Origin of the sequence: Nonomuraea recticatena (assembly GCF_039533245.1) — a bacterium.
In the GTDB taxonomy this organism is placed as follows: domain Bacteria; phylum Actinomycetota; class Actinomycetes; order Streptosporangiales; family Streptosporangiaceae; genus Nonomuraea; species Nonomuraea roseola.
In genome coordinates this window covers 35,359-47,679 of record NZ_BAAATE010000031.1, presented here as the reverse complement: position 1 = coordinate 47,679, position 12,321 = coordinate 35,359, and the positions used below count along the sequence as shown (strand labels likewise).

Sequence of the window (12,321 nt, the reverse complement as noted above, 5' to 3'; positions counted from 1 at the left end):
CCGGGCGGGCGGGAAGCCCGCACCGGATCTAGCGGATGCGGCGGCGCAGGGCGGGGTCGATGGCGACGTTGCGGCCCGCGTCTGGCGGCACGATGACCTCCTGCGCGGCCGCCACCCCGCCCGCCAGCAGCGGCTCGTCGACCGGCACCGTGCGCTTGACGAGCGCCAGCGCGATCGGGCCCAGCTCGTGGTGGCGGGCCGCGGAGCCGACGAAGCCCACCTCCTGCCCGTCGAGCAGCACGGGCGCCCCGTGCGGGGGCAGCGTGTCGACGCTGCCGTCGAGGTGGAGGAAGACCAGCCGCCTGGGCGGGTGGCCCAGGTTGTGCACGCGGGCCACGGTCTCCTGGCCCCGGTAGCACCCCTTGGTGAGGTGGACGGCCGCGCCGATCCAGCCCACCTCGTGCGGGATCGTCTTGTGGTCGGTGTCGAGGCCCAGCCTCGGCCTGTGCTCCTCGATGCGCAGCGCCTCGTAGGCCCACAGCCCCGCCAGCGGCTTGCCGAGGTGGGTGTCGAGCTCGGCGCGCGGCACGAGGAAGTCCTCCGACGCGCCCGACAGCACCGCGAGGTCGTCGGCGAGGGAAACCTCGACGCGCAGCATGAACCGCATCCGGTCGAGGTAGTCGATCAACGGGGCCGAGGCGCCCGGCTCGACGTGGGCCAGGACGGCCTCGCCGTCGTCGACGAGCGTGAGGTGGTGCTCGACGCGGCCCTGCAGGTCGAGGATGAGGGTCTCGGTCCACTCACCCGGCTTGAGGATGTCGAGCTTCTGCGAGGTGAGGTCGTTGAGCCATTTCAGCCTGTCGACGCCGGCGATCCTGACGATCTCGCGGTTGCTGCGGTCGACGACCGCTTCGCCCTTCACCAGCGCGCGCTGTTCGGCGAAGAGGTCGCCGTAGTGGGCGGCGACGTCGGCGTCGGGGGACTCGGCCGCGACGGCGCCGGGAAGATCGAGCAGAGGGCTACGCATGCCGTCAGGCTACCCGGCAGCCACGACAGCGGCCGAAGACGGTCAGGTGCCGGACGTCGGCGACGAAGCCCAGCTCCTCCTCCAGCCCTCTCACCAGCCCGTCGGCCATCTCGGGACGCACCTCGCTGACCTCGCCGCACCCCCTGCACACCAGGTGGACGTGGTCGGCCTCGGCGGCCAGATGGTAGGTCGGGGCGACGTGGTTGAGGTGGGTGTGGGTGACCATGCCGAGCTCTTCGAGCAGTTCGAGCGTGCGATAGACGGTGGAGATGTTCACGCCGCGGGCGGTCTGCCTGACTTTCGCGCAGATCTCCTCGGGCGTGCCGTGCCCGAGCGCCTTGACCGCTTCGAGAACCAGCTGCCGTTGCGGAGTCACGCGGTAGCCCTTGGCGCGGAGCTCCTCGTGCCATGCGGTCTCGGTCATGTCCAGAGTCTACGGCCGGCGAATAATCGCTTGCCCGTTACCGGACCTGCCGCATAGCTTGAAAGCACGCGGAAAGGAGGTGGTCCAAACAATGGTGATTCATAGTTGGGCTAGCGAGGTGGCTGTCCGCTAGCGGCGGAACCATCCGGACCAGGTCTGGATGTCTCACGCCGCAGAGGCGAATCTGAGGCAGCCACCGGGGCTCCGAGCAGCTGGAGGGCGGGGTCCATCCCCGTCTGTGGTCCATCCAGCCCGCCTGTCGACAGGTGGAGCGAGCTCGGGGCCCTTCCCATTTCCTGAGGCTTACCCCGAAGGTCCGCAGACCCCTGCGAGCCGGGGTGCTGCGGCCTTCAGAGCGTCAGTGTTCCCCGCGCGCGGGGACGCCGAGCCTGGCGCAGGCCTCGTTGTAGAGGCGCACCACTGCCTTCCGTACCTGGGGGCGCTCGGTCAGCGTCTGGCCCCACGGCACGCGCACCCGCTCCCCCCCGTCGATCGTGAACTCGATGGCCTCGGCGTCCACGTCGCTGGTCGTCGCGGTCGTCGCCTCGGGACGGCCGCCGAGCGCACGCACGATCAGCAGGCCGTCGGCGGCGTGGTCGTCGTTCATGTGCCGCTTGATCGCCTCGACCACGTCAGGCGTGAAGGGGCCGCTCACGCGACCTTCTTCAGCTCGGCGGACATGTGCGAGGTCAGCCGGACACCCTCGGCCGCCATGTCGTAGGCCCACATCAGGTTGCCGTTGACCAGGCCGTAGAGGCGGTGTCCCGCGGTGTACTCCTTCGCGCTGGCGGTGCGCGCCACCACGTCGGTGCGCAGCTCGATCTTGTGGAACACCACCTCGCCGACGTAGATCTCGACGATGCCGGTGGGGTGCGAGAGCAGCACCTCGAGCTGGCGGTCGGGCTGCTGGCGCCAGTAACCGGTCTCGGTGGCAAGGGGCCGCACCCTGTCGCCCGCGTCGTCCAGCAGCCATGTGCGGCTGGTGTAGGTCAGGAACGGCTTGCCGTTGTGACCGAACTCGATCTCCTGGCCGAAGTTGAAGCTCTCGATCGTCGGGTAGCCGCCCACTCCCGCGCCCTCCCACCTGCCGAGCAGCCAGGCGATCGGCTCGAGGTCGGGATGCACTTCAGGTTCTTCCATGTCTCCCAAGCGTAGGGCGTCCGAGAGGGCGAGGCGGGACCGCGGCCTGATCGGCGCCGCTCTGCAGCCGGGCGGATGCGGACGTGCGGGACGGTTCGGTCTAGGCTGACGACATGGCACGATCACTGGTGATCAAGGTGACCGCTGGGGCCGACGCCCCCGAGCGATGCAACCAGGCCTTCACGGTCGCGGCCGCCGCACTGGCGAGCGGGGTTCCCGTCTCGCTGTGGCTGACGGGTGAGGCCTCCTGGTTCGCCCTGCCTGGCAGGGCCAAGGAGTTCAGCCTGCCGCACGCCGCCCCGCTCGAGGACCTGCTCGACGCGGTGCTGGCGGCGGGGCGGGTCACGGTCTGCACCCAGTGCGCCGCCCGGCGCGACATCACGGTGGACGACCTGATCGACGGCGTCCGCATCGCGGGAGCGCCGGCCTTCGTCGAGGAGGCCGTCACCGAGGGCGCCCAGGCCCTCGTCTACTGACCACCGGGCCTCGGCCGCTCACCGAGGCACGTGGCCGGCCGCGTCCACGGACCAGATCCGGTCGTGACGCGCCCCCCGGGAGTGGGTCAGCGGGCGAGGACGGTGTCGAGGCGCTCCTTGCGCAGGCGGTCGTACCAGCTGTCGTCGATCGGCGCGAGCGTGCTGCCCACCGCCCACTCCAGCAGCAGGTCGGCCAGCGCGGGGTTGCGGGCGAGCGCCGGGCCGTGCAGGTAGGTGCCGACGACGTGCCCCGCGTAGCAACCCTCGAAGCCGTCGCCGTTGCCCGTGCCGACCAGCGTGCGCGACAGCGGCTTGACGCCGGGCCCCAGGTGGGTGACGCCCATGTGGTTCTCGAAGCCGGACAGCGTGGGCAGGTTGAGCTCGCTGTCGACCTCGGCAACCAGCTCGCCGACCGCGCGGGCGGGCCCGCGGGTGCTGGAGATGTCGAGCAGACCGATGCCGTCGACCGGCTGGCCCTCCTCGCCGCCGAACGTGCTGCCCATGATCTGGTAGCCCGCGCAGACCGCCAGCATGGAGGCGCCCCTGGCGATGGCGCGGTGCAGGCCGCCGTCCTTGCGCAGCCGCTGGGCCGCGAGGATCTGCGGCCTGTCCTCGCCGCCGCCGATCAGGTAGACGTCGCCGGTCTCGGGCACCGGGTCGGAGGAGCGGACGTGGACGGTCTCGACCTCGATCCCCCTGCGGCGGGCGCGCTGCTCGAGGACGAGCACGTTGCCCTGGTCACCGTAGGTGCTGAGCAGGTCGGGGTAGATCCAGACCAGGCGCAGGGAGCTGTCAGACGGCACGGCCGAACTCCGATCGGATCTGCTGGAAGGCGGTGTAGTTGGCGATCACGTCGAGGCGCCCCGGCGGGATCGCGTTGAACGCCTCGGTGAAGCTCTCACACAGCTGGAAGGGCACGTCGGCCACGTCGAGCCTGAGCGCCAGGTCGAGACGGCGCTCGCCCGTGATGTAGACGGGACGGCCGCGCAGGATGCGGTAGTCGACGTCCCACAGCCATGAGGTGTCGCGCCCGTCGGGGCCCTGGGCGTTGACCGACAGGATGATCGGCAGCGAAGGGTTGGAGACGTCGAACGCCTCCAGCCAGCCCGCGGGGTTCTTCGACAGCAGCAGCCGCGCGGCCCGCCCGTCACGCTGGACGGTGGTGTAGCGGCCCGCGACCGAGGTGACCTCACGCAGCCTGGGCAGCGCCGACTGCACGTGCAGCCCGAACGCCTCGGCCACCGCGAGCGCCATCGCGCCGTTGGAGCGGTTGGCCAGGCCGGGCAGCTGCAGGTCGAGCACCCACCGGTCGCCGCGAGGGTCGATCACCGCGTCGTCGTCGAGCACCCAGTGGGGCTCGGGCCTGTGGAAGGTGCACTCGCGGCACGCCCAGTCGGCGCCCTTCCTGTCGAGCGGCCCGCCGCACTCGGGGCAGCTCCAGGAGTCTTCCTTCCAGCGCTGGCCACCGGCGACCCAGGTGACCTTGGCCGCGGTGGAGGCGCCCCAGGTGACCAGCGGGTCGTCGCAGTTGGCGATCACGTGGGTGGGCTTGCCTGACAGCGCCCTACGCCACTTCTGGGCCAGCAGCCAGATCTCGGCGGCGCGGTCCATCTGGTCGCGGCTGAGGTTCATCAGGCAGACGACGCTGGCGCCGGTGGTGTCGAGGACCTCGGGGAGGTACTTCTCGTCCACTTCGAGCACGCCGTACGGCGCGGCCTTGTTGGCCGACAGCGCCGAGACGTGACCTGCGGGCATGTTGGCGCCGAACGCGTTGGTGGCCACCTCGCCCAGCTCGGTCAGCGCCGAGGTGATGAGGCGCGTGGTGGTGGTCTTGCCGTTGGTCGCGCTGACGAGCGCGAGCTTGCGGTCCCTGGCCAGCTGCTTGAGCAGGTCGGGCTCGAGCACCAGGCCGACGCGCCCGCCGATCACGGACCCGTCACCACGCCCGGTGACCCTCGACAAGGTGGCGGCGGTGCGCCCCAGGACACTCGCGAGCTGGGCCCGCAGCGGAAGCTGGGTCATGCTGACCGATCCTAGTCGACCCGCACAGGCCGTCACCCTCCCGACGTCCACGCCCGCAAGGGTTCTCGAGGACGAACCACCCCATGACCACCCGCGACCTCGCCGCCGCCGTCACGCCCGGCACCAGAAGACCGAACCTTCCCGGGCGACAGAAGCGAGCGACGAGGGGCGGCCGGCATGGCAGGAGGCGCGGTCAGGAGCGGGGGGTGGCCGAAGGACGGGGGGCAGGGGAGGGAGGCCCGGGGCCGGGGCAGGAGCCCCACAGTCCCTTGCGGGCGGCTCTGGCCTGCCTCTCCAGCCTCGCGAACTCCTCCGCGTGCGCCACGTTGGGCCGCACCCGCAGGGCGAAGGCGTTCCCCTCGGCCAGTTGCCTGGCGTTCACGAACTCCCCCGACGCCGTCCACACGTACCGCAGCTGACGGCGGTGGTCGTCGAACCTGCGTCTGTCGAAGGCCAGCGTGACCGTCGATCCGCGCGGCGCCAGCCGTAGCAGCGCCGACGTCGACTCCCTCGCCCAGCAGCGGGGCCTGGGGCGGGTCTCGGGAGCGTCCAGGCCGATCAGCCTGACCCGCTGCTCGCGTCCCCTGCGCCGCCCCTCGAGCGGCGACACCACGAGGGTGTCTCCGTCGGTCACCCCCAGCACCGTCGCCCGCTCACGCGCCCGCTCACGCGCCCCCTCCTGCGGTGCGACGACGGGCGCGGGGGCAGTGGAGCGCGTCAGGTAGAACGCGCTCCCCACCAGGGCGAACCCGGCCAGCAGTGCCAGGGCGGCCACGGTCCGTCGCACACCGGGACACCTACCCCTGATCGGCGAAGACGATCTCGGCGGGACCCTCCCCGTCGAACGGCAGGACGAAGCGCCTGGGCCAGGACAGCACGCTCTCGAGCCAGCCCGCGCCCATCGTCTGGCCCACGTGCCTGATCCTGGCGGCCTGCTCGACCCCGACGGCCACCGTGCCGATGTCACGCTGGATACCCGCGTTCTCGTCGTCGCCGAGGATGACCCGCCAGGCCAGCGCCCTGTTGTGGTCCATCTCCATGGACAGCGGATGGTGGCGAAGCGCCCTGGCCCTGTGCCCGAGCAGGTCGGTGGGGGCCCCCGCGCTGCCGAAGAGCGCGTACTCCATCGGCGGCGCGGGGCTGCGCAGGTCGGGGGCGGGCCTGCCGTACGGGAAGAGCCTGTCGACCTCGTGCAGCCAGCGCACCTGCGGGATGACCCAGGAGTGCCCGGGACGTTCGCCGCCCGCCTCCATCGCGTCGAGCAGACGCAGCGCCGACGCCGCGGCCTGTTCGGTCAGCAGCGCGGGGTCGAACCAGCTGCGCAGCGACCAGGCCCGCCTGGTGACCGAGCGCTCGACGAGCGTGGCGAGCAGGCACTCCCTGCGCCGCGACGGCAGCTCGCTCCACGCGCCCGCCAGGTGGCGCGGCACGCCGGGCAGCGGCCTGTTGCTGACGTAGGCGAGCACGACCGTGTCGCACCAGATGCGCAGCCACGCCCACTCGGGGGCGTCGGCCAGCAGGTCGGCCTCGCGCAGCTCGACCAGCGTGCAGGCCTGACCCGTACGGCACTGCGCCCCGCACGCCGCCGAGCGTCTGCCCCTGATGGGCGGCGGCGGTCCCGCGATCGCCTTCTCCCTGTCCTCGCCGAGCGGCACCTGGATGCGCAGGGGCCTGTCCATGCCGTCGGCGAAGACGGCGGCGACGCCCGGCTGGAGCGAGACGACCTGGCGCGACTGCTCGTCGTTGAGGTTCATGGCCGCGCCGACCAGCGCCCTGTCGTCGGCGGCGGGCAGCCTGTGGACGACCTTCAGCGCCGTGTTCTTCACCACGTCGGAGATCAGCTTGGTGGGGATCTGCTCGGCCACGACGAGGCCGGAGCCGTACGCCCTGATCTCGGCGAGCATCCCCGCCAGCAACTCGACCGCGTGGGTGGCGGCGCGCCCCGCGCCCCGGTCGCGCAGCAGCCGGTGCGCCTCCTCGATGACGATCACGTGCCGCAGCCCGCTCGCCCGCTCGCCCCTCGCCCGCATCCGCAGGTGCTCGACGATGCGGATGATCAGCGTGCCCATGAGGAACGCCTTGTCCTCGTCGTTGGCCACGTCCTCGATGGCCAGCACGACGTTGCGCTGGAGCAGCCCGCCGATGTCGGCGGGGTGTCCGCCCTCGAAGAAGCGCCCGGCCGAGCCGACCCGCAGCGAGCGCAGGCGCAGCGAGATGAAGCCCTCGACGTCGGCCTGCACCTCGCGCCCGTAGCCGATCTCCCTGATGACGTCCATGGCGTGGTGCTGGAGCTGCTCCAGCGTCGGCACCGAGGGCGGCACCTTGGAGCCCGGCACCGCGCCGCCCGTGACGACGTCCCACCCGTTGGCCTCGTAGACGCGCTGCAGCGCCATCGACATGATCTGGGGGAACGGCTCCTCCGCGTCGAAGGCGGCCATGAACAGCGCTCTGACCATGTCGATGTGCGCCTGCACGGGATAGCCGGGCTCGGGCTCGAGCGGGTTCACGCTGAACGGCACGGTGTCGGGGGCCGAGGGGTTGATGACGGTGACGGGCTCGGCGACGCGTCCCGCCATGGCGGCGTACTCCGACTTGGCGGGCTCGATGGCCAGCCAGGGGATCTTGGCCACGCTCAGCTGTTCGAGCAGGTGCCTGACGGTCTGCGATTTGCCCGAGCCCGTCGCCCCTGTGACGAAGGCGTGCCTGTTGAGCGTGGCGAGCGGCACCCCGAACGAGCCGACGGTCCTGTCGTGGCCGTCGAGGACGGAGCCGAGGGCCAGCTCCCCCGTGGCCTCCGACGTCACGTCGAAGAAGCCGGGGTCGAGCACCCGTACGCCGGGGACCTCGCGTCTGGGCAGGCCCGCGAGGGCGGCCAGCGTGCCCGCCGTCGCTGCGAACGGCACGGCCGCGCCGTCGCCTGGATCCTGCATCGCCGCCGCCAGCGCCTCGGTCAACGCGCCCGCGGCGGGCAGCGCGGTGCGCAGGCGGTAGGGATGGTGGCTCAGCTCGACCGAGCCGACCAGCACGGGCGCGATCTGCCGCAGGTCCTCGGGGGTGGCCGCACCCGCGAGCACCCTGACGTTCCACAGCCCCGCCTCGCGGAAGGCGTCGAGCTCCTGGATGCGGCGTTCGGCCCGCTCGGCGTCGAACCTGGAGCGCTCGGAGGCGTCGCCGTACTGCCTGAGCACGTTGAGCTGGGTGCGCAGGTGCGCCACCTCGGTCTCGAGCAGGTCGGTCGGCTCGGCCACCACCAGCCACGCGAAGGGCCTGGACATCAGCGTGACCAGCGTCGACTCGAAGAGCGTCGGCTCGGTGGGCGCGGCCTCGCGGCGGTTGTCCAGCGGCGGGGCCTGCCGCCCTGGGCACGGCACCCACACGAGGTCGCCGAGGTCGGTCAGGTAGTCGTCGGCCAGCCGCTCGCCGCGGGCTCCGCTGGGGAACAGCAGCGCTCCCCGCATCGGCCCCGCGTTGGTGACCAGCTCGAGGGGCGCGCCGCCGCCGCGCGACACCCACCCGATCACGAAGGGCCTTCCGTGCTGCGCGGCCGAGAGCACGGCCGGCAACACGGTGACGAAGTCCCACTCCACCGACGAGGCGCGGGCGGGCGCGGCGATCGACTGGATGCGGTACCACGGACCTATCAGCACGTCTTTACCTCCTGGGAACTCTCACGAGAACGCGCGCGAGCGTCGGAGGAGGAGGAGACGCACGTTCCTTCTGAGAAAGTCCGCCGATGATCAAGCCGACACCCTGGAGTTGGCCATCTTCTTACCCCTTCTTGCGCCAGTCGAGGCGCTGAGGGGGCGGACCCAGGTTGGGCGGGGGCTCCTCCGGGTCGGCGGGCTCGTCCATGCCGAGCACCGCCTCACGGACCTGCTCCAGCTCGCCCAGCGTGGTCCTGGGGAAGGTGAGGATCGCGGGGTTGGCGTCGGCCAGCCGTACCCTGCGGCCCTCGGCCGTGGCGTCCGTGACGATCACCGAGGTGGTGGGCAGCTGCTGGAGCTGGTGCGGCTCGACGAGGAACTCCCTCGAGCGCTGCAGGACCCGCTCCTTCTCGCCGATCTTGTCGGCGGTCCTGCCCCACTCGGTGGACTCGGTGATGTCCTCCTTCAGGTCGGTGCCGCTGTCGGCCCGCTCCTCGACGCCCTCCTCGACCTGGTCGATCGTGGAGGTGTAAGGGGTGCCGTTGAGGCCGGCCACGGAGGCGCTGATCGTCTCGGTGAGCTGGGCGAGCTCGAGGCGGTGCTCGGTGCCGACGTGCTCGCTGGCCACCCGCGCGTCCTCGGCGTTGCCGAGCCGCATGAACGCCACCGCCGCGTGCCCCCTGCCCAGCCGCTCGCGCACGGTCGGCGTCAGCGACCTGTAGGTCAGCACCAGCCCGGTCCTCGACGTCTCGCAGGCGTCCATCAACCTGTCGAGCACGTCACCGCGCAGCTTGTCCGCGCCCGCGACGATGATCGTGTGATACCACGGCCGGTCGGAGGCGGGCGACTGGCGCAGGATGTGGGTGAGCGCGGTGGCCACGTACGTGCCCAGCACGCGGTTGCCGAACACCCCGGCCTGCCTGTCCATGCTGACCACGCGCAGGCGGGCGGGCGGCAGCCGTACGGCCTCGGTGCCCAGGGTCTCCAGCTTGCGCAGCTGCGACTCCAGCGCCCACGCCCTTTCGATGACCACCCTGTCGCTGACGCCCCTGCCGAACATGGTGCCGATGCGCTCGAGCTGCTCGGCGGTGATGAGGCCGTACCTGAGGTCGTCGCGAGGGTCGCCCACCTGCGCCAGCGCCCGCAGGGCGGCCGTCACCTGGGCGATCGTCGCGTTCTCCCCCAGCACGTCGAGGACCCGCTCCAGGATCGCGTTGTCGAAGCTGAGGTCGCGCGTGGTGCGGTGCTCCTCGCTGACACTCACCACGTGCGCCAGCACGTCGGCGAAGGCCTCGGGCTTCAGCGTCGCCCCGAGGTCGAGCTTGGGCAGGTCGACGGGCAGCACCCACACCAGCGGATCGTCGCCGCCTCTGCGGGCCAGCTCGATCAGGTCCTTGGCGATGGCGCCCTCGGACAGGTCGAGCACGGTGAGGTGCCCTCCGCTGTAGAGGCGGGTCGCGCCGAGCAGCGTCACCAGCGCCGACCAGCCGGGCAGCGTGCCACCCGCCACGTCGACGCGATCGATCTCGTCGGGTACGGCGACCGCGTACCAGGTCAGCTGCCTGTCGTGGCGGTCCTTGAGCTCCTGCCACTCGCGGTAGCGCTCGGCGTGCTCCTCCTGCGCCCTGAACAGCTCCTTGTCGCGTTCCTGCCTGACGCGGTCGTCCCTGGCCTGCTGCTCCTGCACGCGGTAGCGGACCGCCCTGTCGCCCTGCAGGACGGCGTAGCTGCAGATCGCCGCCACGCCTCCGGCCGCGACGAGCCCGATGATCGCGAACGACCAGTTGAGCGCGCCCGCGACGGCGGCCCCCAGGATGAGCACGGCGAGCACCGCCATGAACGTCCTGAAGATCTTCACGGGGCGGTTGAGCAGGTCCTCCTGCATCCGCTCCCTGCGCACGAGCTCGGGATCGGGCTTGCTCTCCCGCTCCGGCTCGACGAAGGGAGAGGGACGTTTGGGCGGCGGCCCCGGATCTGGGTGCAGCAGGACGTACTGCCAGCCCAGGTAGATGCGATCCGCCTGGAGCTGCGCCTGCTCGGGATGCACGTCCGCCACGTGACCCTCCGGCCGCCCTATCTCATTAGTAGTGCCCAAGCCTACGAGTTACACCACCGGTTCCGGCAGGGTTCCCGGCAATTCAACCAGCAGATGGGAGCATTGCGGCAGATGGTGCAACTGTGACCTATTACCATCGTTGCCCATGACGGAACCCTCCTCAGGCGACGACAGCCCACGGCGTCCCGTTCTGGTGCCCGCGGTGGGTTTGGTCCTGGCCACAGGGCTGGGCATCACCGCCCTTCTCGGCGGCCTGAACGAGGCGCCCGACCCGAATCCCCCCTCTCTCAAGGTGGCCGCGGAGATCGACCAGGGTCAGTTCAAGACCCAGTTCGTGGAGAGCAGGGTGGTCGTCGTGAAGCCCGACACCTCGTTCGGCGACCCCAAACGCTTCCTGGAGCTGGAGGCGAAGGTGACCAACACCGGCGACGAGACCGCCCTGGCCGACTCCGCCTTCGCCGCGACCCTGCTGAAGACCACCCCCGAGATCAAGCCGAAGTACGGCGTGATCGCGATCGTGCCCACGCAGAGCGGCCCGAGCAGGCAGCTGCAGCCGGGGGTTCCCACGAAGGTCCTGGTCCGTTACGAGCTGGAGGCGGGCGTGAAGCCGCCTGACCAGCTCACGATCGACGTCGGCAAGCGCGAGTACCTGAAAGGCGATTACAGTCCGGCCAGCGGCTGGGTGACGGTCCGCGAGGAGAAGGACGACAAGCAGGTTCCCGTCGTGCTGGGCAGGATCACGCTCCCCGTGAAGCCGGAGGTCGCCTCATGACCGCCACCGACCAGCGCAGGAGCGCACCGCCACGTCAGTCGCGCAGGGCGCCGCGCGGCGGCGGCTCGAAGGTGCTGAACGCCTTGCTGGGCCTGGCCCTCGCGGGCGGCGCCATCGGCCTGCAGACGCTCATGCTCACCAACGAGGACCTCGCGGCGCCTCTCACCTACACGGGCGCGCTCAAGGAGGACGTGAACGCGGGCCGGTTCTCCGCCAGGGTCGACTCGATCACCTCCGCTCGAGCGATCGACACCGGGGAGAAGACGATCGAGGCGGGAAAGGACCAGGTCTTCGTCGTGATCCAGGCGTCGGCGACGGTCCCGAAGGAGCCGCTGCACCTGGAGCCGGCGGAGTTGCTGACCGGTGAAGGGCAGCGCTACGCCGCCACCGACCGGATCGAGAAGGCCAAGACGCTCGGCAACCCGTGGATCCAGCCCGGCTGGTGGGCGTCGGGCCCCTTCTTCTTCGAGGTGCCCGCCTCCGCGCTCCCCGGCGCCAGAGCGGTCTTCTCCATCCCCACCAACATGTTCTACGGCGAGCCGCACCTGCCCGAGGTCGAGGTGGACCTCGGCCTGGACGACGCGGCCGCCCAACGGCTCTTCACCGCGCCCGAGGACGTCTACCGACTGGGGGACAAGCGATGAGCGACTGGTTCTCCCCCTCCTCGGGACAGCGTCCTCAGCAGCCTCGGCCTCCCCAGCCGCACCGATCTCCCCATCCTCAGCCGCCTCAATCGCAGCCCCATCTTCAGCAACCGCCGCTGCCTCCGCAGCACAGGGCCGTCCATCCCGACCACCAGGTGTGGCCGCCGGTACTGCCG

General features: G+C 71.2%; 12 protein-coding genes. 3 read left to right on the top strand and 9 right to left on the bottom strand.

Going from position 1 to position 12,321, the window contains the following annotated elements; all coding sequences use genetic code 11:
• Window positions 1-28 precede the first annotated feature (28 nt).
• From ygfZ to ABFX50_RS39430, 4 genes are all read right to left on the bottom strand, one after another.
• On the bottom strand, window positions 29-967 hold the full coding sequence (gene ygfZ / locus ABFX50_RS39445) for a CAF17-like 4Fe-4S cluster assembly/insertion protein YgfZ (protein WP_346153944.1): 939 nt from the start codon (window positions 965-967) through the stop codon (window positions 29-31).
• 4 nt (window positions 968-971) lie between these two features.
• A complete protein-coding gene (locus ABFX50_RS39440) occupies window positions 972-1,391 on the bottom strand; it encodes a Fur family transcriptional regulator (protein WP_183651274.1) in 420 nt (139 codons plus the stop codon).
• A 358-nt stretch (window positions 1,392-1,749) separates the two neighbouring features.
• Entirely contained in the window at window positions 1,750-2,046 is a 297-nt protein-coding gene (locus ABFX50_RS39435) for a DUF2470 domain-containing protein (RefSeq protein ID WP_346153942.1), read from the bottom strand.
• Complete coding sequence (locus ABFX50_RS39430; RefSeq protein ID WP_346153940.1) at window positions 2,043-2,531, bottom strand: heme-binding beta-barrel domain-containing protein; 489 nt, start codon at window positions 2,529-2,531, stop codon at window positions 2,043-2,045. Before ABFX50_RS39430 ends, ABFX50_RS39435 begins: the two co-directional genes overlap by 4 nt.
• A 113-nt stretch (window positions 2,532-2,644) precedes the next feature.
• Between ABFX50_RS39430 and ABFX50_RS39425 the strand changes: the two genes are divergently transcribed.
• Window positions 2,645-3,007 (top strand): DsrE family protein, encoded by a 363-nt coding sequence (locus ABFX50_RS39425; RefSeq protein ID WP_183651281.1) that lies wholly within the window; start codon window positions 2,645-2,647, stop codon window positions 3,005-3,007.
• A gap of 86 nt (window positions 3,008-3,093) precedes the next feature.
• Here ABFX50_RS39425 and ABFX50_RS39420 read toward each other — a convergent pair whose 3' ends face one another.
• From ABFX50_RS39420 to ABFX50_RS39400, 5 genes are all read right to left on the bottom strand, one after another.
• Window positions 3,094-3,810 carry a type 1 glutamine amidotransferase gene (locus tag ABFX50_RS39420; RefSeq protein WP_183651283.1) on the bottom strand — a complete coding sequence of 239 codons (717 nt, stop codon included), beginning with the start codon at window positions 3,808-3,810 and terminating at the stop codon, window positions 3,094-3,096.
• Entirely contained in the window at window positions 3,800-5,029 is a 1,230-nt protein-coding gene (locus ABFX50_RS39415) for a MurT ligase domain-containing protein (RefSeq protein WP_183651285.1), read from the bottom strand. The genes ABFX50_RS39420 and ABFX50_RS39415 overlap by 11 nt, the downstream gene beginning before the upstream one ends.
• A 193-nt stretch (window positions 5,030-5,222) precedes the next feature.
• Window positions 5,223-5,816 carry a thermonuclease family protein gene (locus tag ABFX50_RS39410; protein WP_346153937.1) on the bottom strand — a complete coding sequence of 198 codons (594 nt, stop codon included), beginning with the start codon at window positions 5,814-5,816 and terminating at the stop codon, window positions 5,223-5,225.
• Between the two features lie 10 nt (window positions 5,817-5,826).
• The gene (locus tag ABFX50_RS39405; protein ID WP_346153935.1) at window positions 5,827-8,676 is read right to left on the bottom strand and encodes an ATP-binding protein; all 2,850 of its coding nucleotides are present in this window, start codon (window positions 8,674-8,676) and stop codon (window positions 5,827-5,829) included.
• A gap of 121 nt (window positions 8,677-8,797) precedes the next feature.
• Window positions 8,798-10,729, bottom strand: coding sequence for a hypothetical protein (locus tag ABFX50_RS39400; RefSeq protein ID WP_346153934.1), 1,932 nt, complete (start codon window positions 10,727-10,729; stop codon window positions 8,798-8,800).
• A 145-nt stretch (window positions 10,730-10,874) separates the two neighbouring features.
• Between ABFX50_RS39400 and ABFX50_RS39395 the strand changes: the two genes are divergently transcribed.
• Entirely contained in the window at window positions 10,875-11,501 is a 627-nt protein-coding gene (locus ABFX50_RS39395; RefSeq protein ID WP_346153931.1) for a hypothetical protein, read from the top strand.
• Window positions 11,498-12,145, top strand: a complete 648-nt coding sequence (locus ABFX50_RS39390) for a hypothetical protein (protein ID WP_346153930.1) — start codon at window positions 11,498-11,500, stop codon at window positions 12,143-12,145. The genes ABFX50_RS39395 and ABFX50_RS39390 overlap by 4 nt, the downstream gene beginning before the upstream one ends.
• Window positions 12,146-12,321: the final 176 nt, after the last annotated feature.

Coding starts and splice junctions, on each gene's coding strand:
- ABFX50_RS39440 (WP_183651274.1), bottom strand. CDS start 1,391: ATGACCGAGACCGCATGGCACGAGGAGCTCCGCGCCAAGGGCTACCGC.
- ABFX50_RS39415 (WP_183651285.1), bottom strand. CDS start 5,029: ATGACCCAGCTTCCGCTGCGGGCCCAGCTCGCGAGTGTCCTGGGGCGC.
- ygfZ (WP_346153944.1), bottom strand. CDS start 967: ATGCGTAGCCCTCTGCTCGATCTTCCCGGCGCCGTCGCGGCCGAGTCC.
- ABFX50_RS39390 (WP_346153930.1), top strand. CDS start 11,498: ATGACCGCCACCGACCAGCGCAGGAGCGCACCGCCACGTCAGTCGCGC.
- ABFX50_RS39430 (WP_346153940.1), bottom strand. CDS start 2,531: ATGGAAGAACCTGAAGTGCATCCCGACCTCGAGCCGATCGCCTGGCTG.
- ABFX50_RS39395 (WP_346153931.1), top strand. CDS start 10,875: ATGACGGAACCCTCCTCAGGCGACGACAGCCCACGGCGTCCCGTTCTG.
- ABFX50_RS39425 (WP_183651281.1), top strand. CDS start 2,645: ATGGCACGATCACTGGTGATCAAGGTGACCGCTGGGGCCGACGCCCCC.